The sequence below is a fragment of the Pseudomonas sp. lyk4-R2A-8 genome (assembly GCF_030209095.1).
Classification (GTDB): Bacteria; Pseudomonadota; Gammaproteobacteria; order Pseudomonadales; family Pseudomonadaceae; genus Aquipseudomonas; species Aquipseudomonas quebecensis.
In genome coordinates this window covers 122510-139163 of record NZ_JARVSS010000002.1, presented here as the reverse complement: position 1 = coordinate 139163, position 16654 = coordinate 122510, and the positions used below count along the sequence as shown (strand labels likewise).

Sequence of the window (16654 nt, the reverse complement as noted above, 5' to 3'; positions counted from 1 at the left end):
AGGGGGGGGCGGCGAATCAGTGCTTGAACATCACATGCCGGACCGTGGTGTAGTCCTCCAGGCCATACATGGACATGTCCTTGCCATACCCCGACAGTTTCTGACCGCCGTGGGGCATTTCGCTGACGAGCATAAAGTGGGTATTTACCCAGGTGCAGCCGTACTGCAGGCGCGCGGCCAGGCGATGGGCGCGGCCTACGTCGGCTGTCCATACCGACGAGGCCAGGCCGTAGTCCGAATCGTTGGCCCAACCCAGCACCTGGGCTTCGTCGTTGAACTTGGTCACTGACACCACTGGCCCGAACACCTCGCGGCGCACGATTTCGTCGTCCTGCTGGGCGTCGGCCAGCACGGTCGGTTCAAAGAAGAACCCATTGCCCTCCACGGCCTTGCCGCCGGTGATCAAACGGATATGCGGTTGTGCCACGGCACGTTCGACAAACCCGGCCACGCGGTCGCGGTGTTGCGCGGTGATCAATGGCCCCAGCTCGGTGTTCGGGTCATCCTGCAAACCGTACTTGATGCTGGCGACCGCCGCGCCGAGCTTCTCGACAAACGCGTCGTAGATGTCCGCCTGGGCATAGATGCGGCACGCCGCCGTGCAGTCCTGGCCGGCGTTGTAGAAGCCGAAGGTGCGGATGCCTTCAACGGCGGCGTCGATGTCCGCATCGTTGAAGATAATCACCGGTGCCTTGCCGCCCAGCTCCATGTGCATGCGTTTCACGCTGTCGGCAGTGTTGGCGATGATGTTCGCGCCGGTGGCGATGGAACCGGTCAGTGACACCATGCGTACTTTCGGGTGCTGCACCAGTGGGCTGCCCACGGTCGGGCCACGGCCGAACACCAGATTGAGCACGCCGGCCGGGAAGATCTCCGACGCCAGTTCCACCATGCGCAACGCCGTCAGTGGGGTTTGCTCCGACGGTTTGAGCACCACGGTATTACCGGCGGCCAGGGCCGGGGCGATTTTCCACGCGACCATCATCAGCGGGTAGTTCCACGGCGCGATGGACGCGATCACGCCTACCGGATCGCGGCGGATCATCGAGGTATGGCCGGGCAAGTATTCGCCGCCGGCCGAACCGCTCATGCAGCGGCTGGCGCCGGCAAAAAAGCGGAACACGTCGGCAATCGCCGGGATCTCGTCGTTGAGCGCGGCGCTGTAGGGTTTGCCGCAGTTGTCCGACTCCAGCTTGGCCAGCTCTTCACCGTGGGCTTCGATGGCGTCGGCCAATTTGAGCAACAGCAGCGAGCGGTCCTTGGGCGCGGTCTGCGACCAGTTCTCAAACGCGGCATCGGCGGCCCGCACGGCGGCGTCGACCTGGGCTTCGCTGGCTTCGTTGATTTCCACCAGCACACGGCCCAGGGCCGGGTTGAACACCGCTTGTGCCGGGCCTTCGCCTTGTACCAGTTGGCCGTTGATCAGCAGTTTGGTTTGCATGATTGAGTCCTCCAAAAAACGCGTGTTATTTCCCTGAAGAAACCGGATTTAAATGTGGGAGGGGGCTTGCCCCCGATGCCAGTGGTTCAGTGACAGCTGTGTTGGCTGTCACACCGCTATCGGGGGCAAGCCCCCTCCCACATTTGAACCGCGTTCCTTCAGTGGCCAAGTTATTTACCGCCACTCCCCGCCACGCTTTCACCGCCGCGGGTCAAGTAATAAGCGCCCAGGATCGGGAACATCGTCACCAGCATCACCAGCATCGCCACCACGTTGGTCACCGGCACATCCCGTGGCCGGCTCAACTGGTTGAGCAACCACAGCGGCAAGGTGCGTTCATGCCCGGCGGTGAAGGTGGTGACGATGATTTCGTCGAACGACAGCGCAAACGCGAGCATGCCGCCGGCCAGCAACGCCGAGCCCAGGTTGGGCATGATGATGTAGCGGAACGTCTGCCAGCCGTCGGCGCCCAGGTCCATCGACGCCTCGATCAGGCTGTGGGAGGTACGGCGCAGGCGCGCGATGACGTTGTTGTAGACAATCACCACGCAAAAGGTCGCGTGGCCGACGATGATGGTGAACATCCCCGGCTCGATGCCCAGGGTCTTGAACGTCGCCAGCAGAGCGATACCGGTGATGATCCCCGGCAGCGCAATCGGCAGGATCAGCATCAGCGACACGCCCTGTTTGCCGAAGAACTCCCGTCGATACAAGGCCGCCGAGGCCAGCGTGCCGAGCACCATGGCGATCAGGGTGGCGATGGCAGCGATCTGCAGCGACAACTTGATCGCTTCCAGCACGTCGGACCGTGCGAACGCCACGCTGAACCACTTCAGGGTAAAGCCCTGGGGTGGAAAGCTGAACGCGGCTTCTTCGGTGTTGAAGGCGTAGAGGAAGATGATCAGGATCGGAAAGTGCAGGAACAACAGGCCGCCCCAGGCGGCCATGCGCAGACCGAGAGTGGCTTTTTCAGAGTGCATCGAAGGCCCCCAGGCGTTTGACGATGGACAGGTAAATCGCGATCAGCACGATCGGCACCAGGGTGAACGCCGCCGCCATGGGCATATTGCCGATGGCACCTTGTTGCGCGTACACCATGCCGCCGACGAAGTAGCCCGGCGGGCCCACCAGTTGCGGCACGATAAAGTCGCCCAGGGTCAGCGAGAACGTGAAGATCGACCCGGCGGCGATCCCCGGCACCGACAGCGGCAGAATCACCTGCATAAAGGTCTGGCGCGGCTTGGCCCCCAGGTCGGCCGAGGCTTGCAGCAACGACGGCGGCAAACGCTCCAGGGACGCCTGAATCGGCAGAATCATGAACGGCAGCCAGATATAGACGAACACCATGAACCGTCCCAGGTGCGAGGTGCTCAAGGTGCTGCCGCCCACGCCGGGGATGCCCAGCACGAAATGCAGCACCGGCTCCAGCCCCAGGTGCTGCACAAACCACTGCGCCACGCCGCCCTTGGCCAGCAGCAGGGTCCAGGCGTAGGCCTTGACGATGTAACTGGCCCACATCGGCATCATCACGGCGATGTAGAAAAACGCCTTGGTCTTGCCGGTGGTGTAGCGCGCCATGTAGTACGCAATCGGGAAGGCGACAATGGCGCTGGCAATCGACACCACGATCGCCATGCTCAGGGTGCGCAGGATGATGTCGAAGTTCGACGGCTGGAACAGCGCGGCGAAGTTGGCCAAGGTGAGGTCTGGAGTGACCGCCATGGTGAAGTCATCGAAGGTGTAGAAGCCCTGCCACAGCAGGGTCAGCAACGACCCCAGGTAGATCGCGCCGAACCAGATCAGCGGCGGCACCAGCAGCATTGCCAGGTACAGGTTGGGCTTGCGGTACAGCAGGTTGGAAAACCTGCGCATCGGCGCGTGTTGGGAAAGGGCCAGGCTCATGTCACACCTCGCCTGCGCTGTCAGTCAGCGGCGTCATGGCTTCCCGCGCCCAACGCGCGGTGAGGGGCTGGCCGACCTGATGGGCGCCGCTGGTGTCCAGCCACTGGTTGTTGGCCTGGCTGATGTTCAGGGTCTGGCCGTTGTCCAATTTCAGCTCAAAGCGGGTGGCGCTGCCCTGGTACTGGATGTCATGCAGCACGCCGCTGATCTCCACATCACCGGCGCCCAGCGGGCCTTCGGCAAACCGCACGTGCTCCGGGCGGATCGAAAACGGCTGGGCGCTGCCGCCCAGGCGCCGGGCCAGTTCGCCGCGGATCACGTTGGAGGTACCGACGAATTCGGCGACGAACGCCGTGGCCGGTTTCATGTACAGGTTGCGTGGAGTATCGACCTGTTCGATACGGCCCTTGTTGAACACCGCCACGCGGTCGGACATCGACAGCGCTTCGGTCTGGTCGTGGGTCACGAAGATAAAAGTGATGCCGAGCTGGCGTTGCAGCTTTTTCAGCTCGCTTTGCATTTGTTCGCGCAGCTTGAGGTCGAGGGCGCCCAATGGCTCGTCGAGCAACAGCACGCGCGGACGATTGACCAGCGCCCGGGCCAGGGCTACCCGTTGGCGTTGGCCGCCGGAGAGCTGCACGGGTTTGCGCTCACCGTAGCCGCCCAGCGCCACCATGCCCAAGGCTTCCTCGGCGCGGTTGAGGCGTTCGGCCTTGCCTACGCCCTTTACCTTCAGACCGTAGGCCACGTTGTCGCGCACATTCATATGGGGGAACAGTGCGTAATCCTGAAACACGGTGTTTACGTCGCGCTGATACGGCGGCAGGCCGGCGGCTTCCTCGCCATGAATGCGGATCGAGCCGGCGCTCGGTTGCTCGAAACCGGCAATCAGGCGCAGGCAAGTGGTCTTGCCCGAGCCGGAGGGGCCGAGCATGGAAAAGAACTCGCCGTCCTGGATATCGATGGACACCCGGTCAACGGCCTTCACTTCGCCGAATTGACGAGAAACGTGGGTGAATTGGACTGCAAGCGTCATGGTGCGGTGCTCCAAAAAGGCGCGGGTCGTCGCAGCGGCCCGGCCTGGACTTCTGAAAAAACAAAACATCTGTGAGTGCGGTCAATGTGGGAGGGGGCTTGCCCCCTCCCACAGGAGACCTTCAGATAACCTGAAGGTCGTTACCGGCCGCCCATGATCGCGATGTAATCCTGGGTCCAGCGGCTATACGGCACGAACTTGCCACCCTCGGCCTGCGGGGTTTTCCAGAAGGCGATTTTGTCGAATTGGTCGAAGCCATTGGTCTTGCAACCCTCGGCGCCGAGCAGTTCGCTCTCCTTGCACGCGGCCGGCACCGCCGGCAGCGAGCCGAACCATGCGGCGACATCGCCCTGGACCTTCGGCTGCAGCGACCAGTCCATCCACTTGTAGGCGCAGTTGGGGTGTTTGGCCTCGCTGTGCAGCATGGTGGTGTCGGCCCAGCCGGTGGCGCCTTCCTTGGGAATAGTCGAGGCGATCGGTTGTTTCTCGTTGACCAGCCCGTTGACCTGATATGGCCAGGCGCTGGAGGCCACCACGCCCTCGTTCTTGAAGTCACTCATCTGCACGGTGGTGTCGTGCCAATAGCGGTGAATCAACGGTTGCTGGGCACGCAGCAGGTCAAGCACGGCCTTGTACTGGGCTTCGGTCAGTTCGTAGGGGCTCTGGATGCCCAGCTCCGGCTGGGTGGCCTTGAGGTACAGCGCCGCATCGGCAATGTAGATCGGGCCGTCATACGCCTGCACGCGGCCCTTGTTCGGCTTGCCGTCCGGCAGGTTCTGCGGGGCGAACAGCACGCTCCAACTGGTGGGTGCGGTCTTGAACACGGTGGTGTTGTACATCAGCACATTCGGCCCCCACTGGTACGGGGTGCCGTAGGTCTGCTGGCCGACCACGTACCACGGCGCATCCTTGAGACGCGGGTCGATGTTTTTCCAGTTGGGAATCAGCGCCGTATTGATCGGCTGCACACGCTTGCCGACGATCAACCGCAGCGACGCATCGCCGGAGGCGGTCACCAGGTCATAGCCGCCTTTGGCCATCAGGCTGACCATTTCGTCAGAGGTGGCGGCGGTTTTCACATTGACCTTGCAGCCGGTTTCCTTCTCGAAACCGCTGACCCAATCGTAGGCTTTGTCGCTTTCGCCACGTTCGATATAGCCGGGCCAGGCGACGATATCCAATTGGCCTTCGCCGGCGCCGAGTGCTTTGAGCGGTTCGGCGGCCTGCAGGCTGGCGCTGGCCAGCAGCGCGGTGGTCAAGGCACTGAGCAGTGCGGTCTTGTGCGCGGACATGGGGGTTCCCTCTTCTTTAATTATGGTCGGGGCAGTGTGTGAAGCCGTGACGCATGAGCTTAGTTGTTGTTTTAAAGGTGCTGACCGTGACGCGCCATGATGTGGCGCACCACGCTGTAGTCTTGTAGTGAGTCGCTCGACAGATCTTTCCCATACCCCGAACGCTTCAAGCCGCCATGGGGCATTTCGCTGACCAGCATGAAATGGCTGTTGATCCAGGTGCAGCCGTATTGCAGGCGCGCGGCCACTTGCATGGCTTTGTCCAGGTTCTGGGTCCACACCGACGAAGCCAGGCCGTATTCGGAGTCGTTGGCCCAGTCCACCGCTTGCTCCAATTCATCGAAGCGGGTCACGGTGACCACCGGGCCGAACACTTCGCGCTGGACGATTTCATCGCCTTGCTTGCAACCGGCCAGCAGCGTGGGTTGGTAGTAGAAACCGGCACCGGAATGCACCGCGGCGCCAGTGACCCGTTCGATGTGGGACTGGCCGAGGGCGCGTTCGACGAAACTGGCGACGCGGTCGCGCTGGCGTGTGCTGATCAGCGGGCCGAGTTCGTTATCGGCATCGCGTTTGCCGGCAAAGCGCAGGCTGCTGACGGCGGCACCCAGTTCGGCGACCAATTTGTCGTGAATCCCGGCCTGGGCGTAGATGCGGCACGCGGCGGTGCAGTCCTGCCCGGCGTTGTAATAGCCATAGGCGCGCACACCCTCGACCACGGCCTGCAGGTCGGCGTCGTTGCACACGATCACCGGTGCCTTGCCGCCCAGTTCCAGGTGCGTGCGTTTCAGGGTCTTGGACGCGGCTTGCAGAATCTTCTGGCCAGTGACGATATCGCCGGTCAGCGACACCATGCGCACCTTGGGGTGGCTGACCAGATGGCTGCCAACGCCTTCGCCGCCGCCGCACAGAATGTTGATCACCCCGCGTGGCAACAGCGCTTTAAGCACGGGCGCCAGGGCCAGGATCGACAACGGCGTGTGTTCCGACGGCTTGAACACCAGGGTATTGCCGGCGGCCAGGGCCGGGGCAATCTTCCACGCGGCCATCATCAGCGGGTAGTTCCACGGCGCAATCGAGGCCACCACGCCAATCGGGTCGCGCCGCACCATGCTGGTGTAGCCCGGCAGGTATTCGCCGCTCAGTTGGCCGGTCTGGCAACGCACCGCGCCGGCGAAGAAACGGAACACGTCCACCGTCGCGCTCAAATCATCCTGGCGCGCCAGATGCAACGGCTTGCCGCAGTTCAGCGATTCCAGGCGGGCCAGGTAGTCGGCTTGTTTTTCGATGGCATCGGCGATGCCCAGCAGCAGGTTGGAGCGTTGCTGCGGCGTGGTGCGCGACCAACCGGCAAATGCACGATGGGCGGCGAGGATGGCGCTTTCGACTTGCTCGGTGCTGGCTTCGGCGATGTGAGTCAGCACGTCACCGGTGGCCGGGTTGAGGATCGGCTCGACAAATCCTTGGCCCTGAACCAATTCGCCGTCGATCAGCAACGCAGTGAGCAGCGGGGTGGGCGCGCCGGACATTTTTCGCGATCTCTTTTCTTGTGTGGCCATGGGCGTTCTCTTACAAGGCGCCCGGCTTTCTCTTATGGATGAGCCGAGAGTAGAGCGCGGGCGCGAGGTCAACAAATACTAAATACTGAATGCAGCATTCGATTAAATAGATGGCTTGCGTGGGTGTGGCTGTTCGCGCGCCACGGTGAGGAACGGGTCCACCAGGGTTGGCCGTGCGGTGCCACGGCGCCAGGCCAGGCCCACGTCGAGGGTCTGGCTGAGGTCGGCAATCGGCCGCGCTTCGATGATGTCGCCTTCCAGCGACCATGGGCGGTAGGTCATGTCCGGCTGGATCGACACCCCCAGGCCCGCCGCCACCAGGCTGCGCACCGCTTCGGTGGAGGCCGTGCGCAGGGTCACGCGCGGTTGCAGGCCGGCGCCGGCCCACAGGCGCTGGGCGTTATGGTCCATTTCGTCGACGTTCAGTTGAATCAACGGTTCGCGCGCCACGTCGGCGAGGTTGATGCTGTCGTGTTCCAGCAATGGATGCTGCGCCGGCAGCCACAGGCGATGAGGTGAATGGGTCAGGACTTCGGTCTGCAGGGCGTGACGATCTTCAAGGTTGGAGAGGATCAGGACACCCACGTCGATTTCGCCGCTGACCAGTAAGTGCTCGATATACGGCCGCTCGTCTTCCATCACGCGGATTTCCACATTGGGGTAGGCGCGTTGGAAGCGGGTCAGCAGGTCGGCCAGATAATAGCCGGCCACCAGGCTGGTCACGCCGATGATCAATTGCCCGGCTACCTGGTCGGTGCTCTGTTGCAGGCTGCGCTTGGCGTTGTCGACGGTGGCGAGAATCAGGTGCGCCTGACGCAGGAACTGATGGCCCTGGTGAGTCAGGGTCATGCCCTTGGCGTGGCGATTGAACAGGTTGACGCCAATCTCCTGCTCCAGTTGCTGGATCGCCAGGGTCAGAGTCGACTGGGAAATGAACGCAGTCTGCGCTGCGGCGGAGATCGAGCCGGTCTCGGCCACCGCAATGAAGTGGCGAATTTGACGCAAGGTCATCATGCGGGAATTACCAGAAGGCTGTTTTTATAGATGTGCGCGAGTGTATATCGGTTTTAGCGAAGGGCAGCTGCGTTACATCTGGAAGCACTCTAGATCCAGGCTTTTTGGCACTTAGTTTTACGCTGGCGGCCTATTGGTCCTATGAACTCAAGTATCTGGAGGCTGTTATGAACACCCGTGGATTGCTCGATCAGTTGCTCAAGTCCGGCCAGGACATGTTGCAGAACAAGGCCGGCGGCCAGCGCAAACAGGAAGACAAGGGCGCCTTGGGCGGTCTGCTCGGCGGTGGCGGCCTGGGCAGTCTGCTCGGTGGCTCCGGTGGCGGGGCCCTGGCTGCCGGTGCCATGGGGCTGTTGCTGGGCAACAAGAAAGCCCGCAAATTCGGCGGCAAGGCGCTGACCTACGGCGGGCTGGCCGCCTTGGGCGTCATCGCCTACAAAGCCTACGGTAACTGGCAGGCGCAACAGGCCAGCGCGCCCCAGGGCGAGCCGCAGACCATCGACCGTCTGCCACCGGCCCAGGCCGAGCAGCACAGTCAGGGCATCCTCAAGGCATTGGTCGCGGCCGCCAAGGCCGACGGGCATGTGGATGAGCGCGAGCGCGCACTGATCGAAGGCGAATTCACCAAGCTGGACAACGACCGCGAATTGCAGCATTGGCTGCACGCCGAACTGAACAAGCCCCTGGACCCTGCCGATGTCGCCCGCGCCGCCGGCACCCCGGAAATGGCCGCCGAGATGTACATCGCCAGTGTGATGCTGGTGGATGAGGAAAACTTTATGGAAAAGGCCTATCTGGATGAATTGGCGCGCCAGCTCAAACTGGAGCCGGGCTTGAAGCTGGAACTGGAAAAGCAGGTACGCCTTAACCCATAACCACCGGTTTCAAACAAAGTATGGGAGGGGCCTGCCCCTCCCACCGACGTTTTAGTGTTTATGTCGGTACCCCACCAAAACCCATTCATAAATGAGCGCTGCTGCTCAGCTATACTCCCCCCCATTTGAATGGGCCTTCGAGGAATTACTGTGAAGAACTGGACCTTGCGCCAACGGATCCTGGCAAGTTTTGCGGTCGTTATCGCCATCATGCTGTTAATGGTCGTGGTCTCCTATTCACGGTTAATGAAAATCGAAGCCGGGCAAGAGGCCGTGCGCGATGACGCGGTGCCGGGGGTGTATCTCAGTTCCATGATCCGCAGCGCATGGGTCGACAGTTATCTGCTGACCCTCGATATCATCGGCATGCGTGAAGACAAGACCCTCACCAGCGCCGACAAGAGCGATTATCAGAGTTTTGAAAAGCGCATCGAACAGCAGATGGCCAACTACGAGAAAACCATCGGCAACCAGGCCGACCGCATGGAGTTCGATAACTTCAAGGCTGCGCACATCAATTACAACAAGGTTCTGGCCCAGGTGATCGAGCGCATCCAGGCCAATGATTTACCGGCCGCGCACGACCTGCTCGAAGAGCAACTGACGCCTGTCTGGACCGAAGGCCGTATGAAGCTCAATGACATCATCACCGAAAACAAAGGCGTGTCCGACAACGCCACCTCCGCTATCGATGAAGCCGTAGCTGCCGCCAAAGTCAGCATGTTCGTGTCCCTGGCCGTGGCGATCCTCGCCGCCGGCCTGTGCGGCCTGCTGCTGATGCGCGCGATCATGTCGCCGATGCAGCGTATCGTCGAAATCCTCGAAACCATGCGCACCGGCGATCTGAGCAAACGCCTGAACCTGTCGCGCAAGGACGAATTCAACGCGGTGGAAACCGGCTTCAACGACATGATGACCGAGCTGACCGCCCTGGTGTCCCAGGCCCAGCGCTCGTCTGTGCAGGTGACCACTTCGGTTACCGAGATCGCCGCCACCTCCAAGCAGCAACAGGCCACCGCCACCGAAACCGCCGCGACCACCACCGAGATCGGCGCCACGTCCCGCGAAATCGCCGCCACCTCCAAGGACCTGGTGCGCACCATGACCGAAGTCTCCACCGCCGCCGACCAGGCATCGGTGGCCGCAGGTTCCGGCCAGCAGGGCCTGGCGCGCATGGAAGAAACCATGCACTCGGTGATGGGCGCCGCCGACCTGGTCAACGCCAAGCTGGCGATCCTCAACGAGAAGGCCGGCAACATCAACCAGGTGGTGGTCACCATCGTCAAGGTCGCCGACCAGACCAACCTGCTGTCGCTCAATGCCGCCATCGAAGCCGAGAAGGCCGGTGAGTACGGGCGCGGCTTTGCCGTGGTGGCCACCGAGGTGCGGCGCCTGGCCGACCAGACCGCCGTGGCGACTTACGATATCGAGCAGATGGTGCGTGAGATCCAGTCGGCGGTGTCGGCCGGGGTGATGGGCATGGACAAATTCTCCGAGGAAGTGCGTCGAGGCATGTTCGAAGTGCAGCAGGTGGGCGAGCAGCTGTCGCAGATCATTCATCAGGTCCAGGCGCTGGCGCCGCGGGTGCTGATGGTCAACGAAGGCATGCAGGCCCAGGCCACCGGTGCCGAGCAGATCAACCATGCGCTGGTGCAACTGGGCGACGCCAGCAGCCAGACCGTGGAGTCTCTGCGTCAGGCCAGCTTCGCCATCGATGAACTGAGCCAGGTTGCGGTGGGTCTGCGCAGCGGCGTGTCGCGTTTCAAAGTCTGATGAGCGACCTCGCGGCTAAACGCGGCGCCGTCCCGGCAGCGAAAAAAGCGTTGTTCCTGGTATTTCATATCGGCAGCGAACGCTATGCCCTGCGGGCCACCGAAGTGGCCGAAGTGCTGCCGCGCCTGCCGCTCAAGCCCATCGCTCACGCGCCTGCGTGGGTGGCGGGGATTTTTGCCCATCGGGGCGCGCTGGTGCCGGTGATCGACCTCAGCGCCCTGGCTTTCGGCACACCGGCCCAGGCCCGCACCAGCACGCGGCTGGTACTGGTGCACTACCAGCCGCAGCCCTGGGTTGCGGCGCGCCGGCTGGGGCTGATTCTGGAGCAGGCCACCGACACCCTGCGTTGCGGCCTTGAAGAGTTCCAAGCGTATGGCCTGGACAACCGCGAGGCGCCGTACCTGGGGCTGGTGCGTGAGGATGCACAGGGCTTGATGCAGTGGATCGGCGTCAACGATCTGCTCACCGACGACGTGCGTGCCCTGTTGTTCGCCGACGAGCAAAGCCTATGAGTAACGACCCGCGCTTTTTCGCTTTTCTCAAGGAGCGCATAGGCCTGGACGTGGCGTCGGTGGGCGAGGCCATCATCGAGCGCGCGGTGCGCCAGCGCAGCAAAGCTGTCGAGGCGCGCACGCCGGATGATTACTGGCAGCACCTGCAGCGCTCCCACGACGAGCAGCAGGCGCTGATCGAAGCGGTGATCGTCCCTGAAACCTGGTTTTTCCGTTACCCCGAATCCTTTGCAACCCTGGCGCGCCTGGCCTGCACGCGCCTGGCCGAGATCAACCAGATGCGTGCGCTGCGCATCCTGAGTCTGCCGTGTTCCACCGGCGAAGAACCTTACTCGATCGCCATGGCCTTGCTTGATGCCGGCCTGGCGCCGCATCAGTTCAAGGTGCAGGGCGTCGACGTCAGCCCACTGTCGGTGGAGCGCGCCCGGCGCGGCGTGTACGGCAAAAATTCGTTTCGCGGCGGCGACCTGGCGTTTCGCGAACGCCACTTCACCGAGCATGGCGACGGTTACCACATCGCCGAGCGCGTGCGTGAGCAGGTGCGCCTGCAAGTGGGCAACCTGCTCGACCCGGCGCTGCTGGCCAGTGAGGCCAGTTATGACTTCGTGTTCTGCCGCAACCTGTTGATCTACTTCGACCAACCGACCCAACAGCAAGTGTTCGACGTGCTCAAGCGCTTGACCCACGTTGACGGCGTGCTGTTCATCGGCCCGGCCGAGGGCAGTCTGCTTGGACGTCATGGCATGCGTTCGATTGGCGTGCCGCAGTCCTTTGCCTTCAGCCGACATGTCGAGCCGACCAAGCCGGCGCCGACCTTTGTACCGACGCCCAGGCCGCAACGCAGCGCAGCACCGATTCCCGCCAAGCCTCGGCCGTTCAGCACGGTGAGTGCCCAGGTGATGCCGATCCAGGTGTCGCCGTCCGAGGCGGGCACCTTGCTCAGCCGTATCGCGACCCTGGCCAACGAAGGCAAAAGTGCCGAAGCGCGTGCTGCGTGCGAACAATATTTGAGCAACCACCCGCCGGCCGCCCAGGTGTTTTATTGGCTGGGGCTGCTCAGCGATGTGGAAGGTAGCGCCCTGCAGGCGCAGGGGTATTATCGAAAAGCCTTGTACCTGGAACCCCAGCATCCGCAGGCCCTGATGCAGTTGGCCGCGTTGCTGGAGTCCCAGGGCGACCGTGCGGGGGCGCGTCGTTTGCAGGCGCGGGCCGTGCGCAGCGAGCGAGCTGACAGTGAGTCCAAACCATGAGTAGTGACGCGCTCGACACCACCGGCCTGGACCTGACCCTGGCCGACACCCAAGCCATCGACGATTGCTGGAATCGCATCGGCATCCATGGCGACAAATCCTGCCCGCTGCTGGTGGAGCATATCCACTGCCGGAACTGCTCGGTGTATTCCGCCGCCGCCACGCGCCTGCTGGACCGCTATGCGTTGCAGCAGGGCGATCATCGCGCCCACGTCGCCGAGACAGTCGACGAGGACGTGGTCACCCGTTCACTGCTGATGTTCCGCCTTGGCGAGGAGTGGCTCGGTATCGCTACCCGTTGCCTGGTGGAAGTGGCACCGCTGCAACCGATTCACTCCTTGCCGCACCAGCGCTCACGCGCCCTGCTCGGCGTGGCCAATGTGCGCGGCGCGCTGGTGGCGTGCCTGTCGCTGGTGGAACTGCTTGGCCTGGACGCCGCCGGCGCTGGCCCCGGTGGCGGGCGCAGCATGCCGCGGATGTTGATCATTTCCGCCCAGGATGGCCCGGTGGTGGTGCCGGTGGATGAAGTGGACGGTATCCACGCCATCGACGAGCGCATGCTGAGCGCGGCGTCGGTGTCCGGCACCCAGGCCAGCGCGCGCTACACCCAGGGCGTGCTGCAGTGGAAAGGCCGCAGTCTGCGTTGGCTGGACGAGGCACAATTGCTGTCTGCCGTGACCCGGAGCCTTACATGACCCCCGACCAGATGCGCGATGCCTCGCTGCTGGAGCTGTTCAGCCTGGAAGCCGATGCGCAGACCCAGGTGCTGAGCGCGGGGCTGCTGGCGCTGGAGCGTAACCCGACCCAGGCCGACCAGCTTGAGGCCTGCATGCGCGCGGCCCACTCCCTCAAGGGCGCGGCGCGCATCGTGGGGGTGGATGCCGGGGTCAGCGTGGCCCACGTCATGGAGGACTGCCTGGTCAGCGCCCAGGAAAGTCGTCTGTACCTGCAACCTGAACATATCGATGCGTTGCTGCAAGGCACCGACCTGCTGATGCGCATCGCCACGCCTGGCAATAACGTAGGGCCGGCGGATATCGAGGCATACGTGGCGTCGATGGAGCGCTTGCTGGACCCCGCGCAACCGAGCGCCGCAATCGCGCCACCGACGGTACCCGAGCCGGCGCCCGAAGCACTGGCGCCGGAACCCGAGCCGGCACCGCCCGTCGCCAGCGACCCGCCGCGCCAAGGCAAGCGCATGACCGAGGGCGGCGAGCGCGTGCTGCGCGTGACCGCCGAGCGCTTGAACAGCCTGCTGGACCTGTCGAGCAAGTCCCTGGTGGAAACCCAGCGACTCAAGCCGTACCTGGTCAGCCTGCAGCGCCTCAAGCGTATTCAAAGCCAGAGCGTGCGCGCCCTCGACACCCTGGACGGTCAGCTCAAGACCCAGCACTTGAACCTCGAAGCCCAGGAGGCCCTGACCGATGCACGCCGCCTGTTGGCAGAAGCCCAGGCGCTGCTCGCGGAAAAAACCGCCGAGCTCGATGAGTTCGGCTGGCAGGCCGGGCAGCGCGCCCAGGTGCTTTATGACACCGCGCTGGCCTGTCGCATGCGTCCATTTGCCGACGTACTCGGTGGGCAAGTGCGCATGGTGCGCGACCTTGGCCGCAGCCTGGGTAAGCAGGTGCGTCTGGAGATCGAAGGCGAGAAAACCCAGGTCGATCGCGACGTGCTGGAAAAGCTCGAAGCGCCACTCACGCATTTATTGCGCAATGCCGTCGATCACGGCATCGAAATGCCCGAGCAGCGCAGACTGGCGGGCAAGCCGGCCGAAGGGCTGATCCGCCTGCGCGCCTCCCACCAGGCGGGGTTGCTGGTGCTGGAACTGAGCGACGACGGCAATGGGGTGGACCTGGAGCGCCTGCGCGGCACTATCGTCGAGCGCAAGCTGTCGCCGCTGGAAACCGCATTACGCTTGAGCGAGGAGGAGTTGCTGACGTTCCTGTTCCTTCCGGGGTTCAGCCTGCGCGACAAAGTCACCGAGGTCTCCGGGCGCGGCGTCGGGTTGGACGCGGTGCAGCATATGGTGCGCCAGTTGCGCGGCGCGGTGGTGCTGGAGCAGACGGCGGGGCAGGGCAGCCGCTTCCATCTGGAGGTGCCGCTGACCCTGTCGGTGGTGCGCAGCCTGGTGGTGGAGGTCGGCGAAGAGGCGTATGCGTTCCCGCTGGCGCATATCGAGCGCATGTGCGACCTGGCGCCCGAGGACATTGTGCAATTGGAAGGGCGCCAGCATTTCTGGCACGAAGGCCGGCATGTCGGCCTGGTCGCCGCCAGCCAGCTGCTGCAGCGCCCGGCGGGGCAGAGCCCTTCAGAAACGCTGAAAGTGGTGGTGATCCGCGAGCGTGACGCGGTGTACGGTATCGCGGTGGAGCGTTTCATCGGCGAGCGCACGCTCGTGGTGTTGCCGCTGGACGATCGCCTGGGCAAGGTTCAGGACATTTCCGCCGGTGCGTTGCTCGACGACGGCTCGGTGGTGTTGATCGTCGATGTCGAAGACATGCTGCGCTCGGTGGACAAGTTGCTCAATACCGGCCGCCTGGAGCGCATTGCCCGCCGCAGCCAGCAGACCACCGAAGCACCGCGCAAACGCGTGCTGGTGGTCGATGACTCGCTCACGGTGCGTGAACTGCAACGCAAATTGTTGCTTAATCGTGGCTACGAAGTGGCCGTGGCCGTTGATGGCATGGACGGCTGGAACGCCTTGCGTTCCGAGGACTTCGACCTGCTGATCACTGACATTGATATGCCCCGCATGGACGGTATCGAATTGGTCACACTCTTGCGCCGTGACAGTCGCCTGCAATCGTTGCCGGTGATGGTGGTGTCGTACAAAGACCGCGAAGAAGACCGCCGGCGCGGGCTCGACGCCGGGGCCGACTATTATCTGGCCAAGGCCAGTTTCCACGACGACGCCTTGCTTGATGCGGTGATGGAACTGATCGGAGGCGCGCGGGCATGAGGATCGCCATCGTCAACGACATGCCCCTGGCGGTCGAGGCCTTGCGCCGTGCGTTGAGTTTCGAGCCGTCGCATGAGGTGGTGTGGGTGGCCAGCAATGGCCTGGACGCGGTGCAGCGCTGCGCCGAGCTGACCCCGGACCTGATCCTGATGGACATGATCATGCCGGTGATGGACGGCGTGGAGGCCACGCGCCAGATCATGGCCGAGACCCCGTGTGCGATCCTGATCGTGACCGTCGACCGCCAGGCCAACGTGAGTCGTGTGTTCGAAGCCATGGGGCATGGCGCCCTTGATGTGGTGGATACACCGGCGCTGGGCGTGGGCAACCCCAGGGATGCGGCCGCGCCGTTGCTGCGCAAGATCCTCAATATCGGTTGGCTGATCGGCCAGCGCGGCAGCCGTGTGCGCGCTGAAGTCGCGCCCCCGCGCCATGAGGGTAAACGCCAGCGCCTGGTGGCCATCGGCTCATCGGCGGGTGGTCCTGCGGCCCTGGAAACCCTGCTCAAGGGCTTGCCCCGGGATTTCCCTGCCGCCATTGTGCTGGTCCAGCACGTCGATCAGGTATTCGCCGCCGGCATGGCCGAATGGCTCGGCAGCGCTTGCGGCCTGCCGGTGCGCCTGGCCCGTGAAGGTGAGCCGCCCCAGAGCGGGGTGGTGTTGCTGGCCGGCACCAACCATCACATTCGTTTATTGAAGAACGGTACGCTGGCCTATACCGCCGAGCCGGTGAACGAGATCTATCGCCCTTCGATCGACGTGTTTTTCGAGAGCGTCGCCAGCCACTGGAATGGCGATGCCGTCGGCGTATTGCTGACCGGCATGGGCCGTGACGGGGCCCAGGGCCTCAAGTTGCTGCGTGAACAAGGTTATTTGACCATCGCCCAGGATCAGCAGAGCTCGGCGGTGTATGGCATGCCCAAAGCGGCGGCGGCAATCGATGCCGCTGTTGAAATTCGCCCACTGGATAGAATTGCGCCTCGTCTGCTGGAGGTCTTTGCACAATGAGCAAGGCCTTGCGCGGTGCTGGTTTGCAGGTGGT

Annotated in this window: 14 protein-coding genes; 7 read left to right on the top strand and 7 right to left on the bottom strand. The window is 63.4% G+C overall.

Features of this window, described 5'->3' with window-relative positions:
• Window positions 1-16: 16 nt before the first annotated feature.
• The 7 genes from QRN10_RS01885 to QRN10_RS01855 all read right to left on the bottom strand — a co-directional run bounded on the left by QRN10_RS01885 (window position 17) and on the right by QRN10_RS01855 (window position 8244).
• A complete protein-coding gene (locus QRN10_RS01885) occupies window positions 17-1441 on the bottom strand; it encodes a gamma-aminobutyraldehyde dehydrogenase (protein ID WP_285427755.1) in 1425 nt (474 codons plus the stop codon).
• A 170-nt stretch (window positions 1442-1611) separates the two neighbouring features.
• Window positions 1612-2421 (bottom strand): ABC transporter permease, encoded by an 810-nt coding sequence (locus QRN10_RS01880; RefSeq protein WP_253510856.1) that lies wholly within the window; start codon window positions 2419-2421, stop codon window positions 1612-1614.
• A complete protein-coding gene (locus QRN10_RS01875) occupies window positions 2411-3343 on the bottom strand; it encodes an ABC transporter permease (protein ID WP_285427754.1) in 933 nt (310 codons plus the stop codon). The genes QRN10_RS01880 and QRN10_RS01875 overlap by 11 nt, the downstream gene beginning before the upstream one ends.
• A 1-nt stretch (window position 3344) precedes the next feature.
• The gene (locus QRN10_RS01870) at window positions 3345-4379 is read right to left on the bottom strand and encodes an ABC transporter ATP-binding protein (RefSeq protein ID WP_253510863.1); all 1035 of its coding nucleotides are present in this window, start codon (window positions 4377-4379) and stop codon (window positions 3345-3347) included.
• A 140-nt stretch (window positions 4380-4519) separates the two neighbouring features.
• Window positions 4520-5671 carry a putative ABC transporter substrate-binding protein YdcS gene (gene ydcS / locus QRN10_RS01865; RefSeq protein ID WP_181079121.1) on the bottom strand — a complete coding sequence of 384 codons (1152 nt, stop codon included), beginning with the start codon at window positions 5669-5671 and terminating at the stop codon, window positions 4520-4522.
• Window positions 5672-5742: 71 nt separating this feature from the next.
• Window positions 5743-7200, bottom strand: coding sequence for a gamma-aminobutyraldehyde dehydrogenase (locus tag QRN10_RS01860; protein WP_285427753.1), 1458 nt, complete (start codon window positions 7198-7200; stop codon window positions 5743-5745).
• 132 nt (window positions 7201-7332) lie between these two features.
• A complete protein-coding gene (locus QRN10_RS01855; protein ID WP_253510865.1) occupies window positions 7333-8244 on the bottom strand; it encodes a LysR family transcriptional regulator in 912 nt (303 codons plus the stop codon).
• Window positions 8245-8411: 167 nt separating this feature from the next.
• Between QRN10_RS01855 and QRN10_RS01850 the strand changes: the two genes are divergently transcribed.
• The 7 genes from QRN10_RS01850 to QRN10_RS01820 all read left to right on the top strand — a co-directional run bounded on the left by QRN10_RS01850 (window position 8412) and on the right by QRN10_RS01820 (window position 16620).
• Window positions 8412-9119 (top strand): tellurite resistance TerB family protein, encoded by a 708-nt coding sequence (locus tag QRN10_RS01850; RefSeq protein ID WP_181079130.1) that lies wholly within the window; start codon window positions 8412-8414, stop codon window positions 9117-9119.
• A 150-nt stretch (window positions 9120-9269) separates the two neighbouring features.
• Window positions 9270-10892 carry a methyl-accepting chemotaxis protein gene (locus QRN10_RS01845; protein WP_181079133.1) on the top strand — a complete coding sequence of 541 codons (1623 nt, stop codon included), beginning with the start codon at window positions 9270-9272 and terminating at the stop codon, window positions 10890-10892.
• Window positions 10892-11404, top strand: coding sequence for a chemotaxis protein CheW (locus QRN10_RS01840; protein WP_181079136.1), 513 nt, complete (start codon window positions 10892-10894; stop codon window positions 11402-11404). The genes QRN10_RS01845 and QRN10_RS01840 overlap by 1 nt, the downstream gene beginning before the upstream one ends.
• Entirely contained in the window at window positions 11401-12654 is a 1254-nt protein-coding gene (locus QRN10_RS01835) for a CheR family methyltransferase (RefSeq protein ID WP_253510871.1), read from the top strand. Before QRN10_RS01840 ends, QRN10_RS01835 begins: the two co-directional genes overlap by 4 nt.
• A complete protein-coding gene (locus QRN10_RS01830; protein ID WP_285427750.1) occupies window positions 12651-13349 on the top strand; it encodes a chemotaxis protein CheW in 699 nt (232 codons plus the stop codon). The genes QRN10_RS01835 and QRN10_RS01830 overlap by 4 nt, the downstream gene beginning before the upstream one ends.
• Window positions 13346-15613 (top strand): hybrid sensor histidine kinase/response regulator, encoded by a 2268-nt coding sequence (locus QRN10_RS01825; RefSeq protein ID WP_266248201.1) that lies wholly within the window; start codon window positions 13346-13348, stop codon window positions 15611-15613. Before QRN10_RS01830 ends, QRN10_RS01825 begins: the two co-directional genes overlap by 4 nt.
• Window positions 15610-16620, top strand: coding sequence for a chemotaxis response regulator protein-glutamate methylesterase (locus tag QRN10_RS01820; protein WP_285427749.1), 1011 nt, complete (start codon window positions 15610-15612; stop codon window positions 16618-16620). Before QRN10_RS01825 ends, QRN10_RS01820 begins: the two co-directional genes overlap by 4 nt.
• Window positions 16621-16654 lie beyond the last annotated feature (34 nt).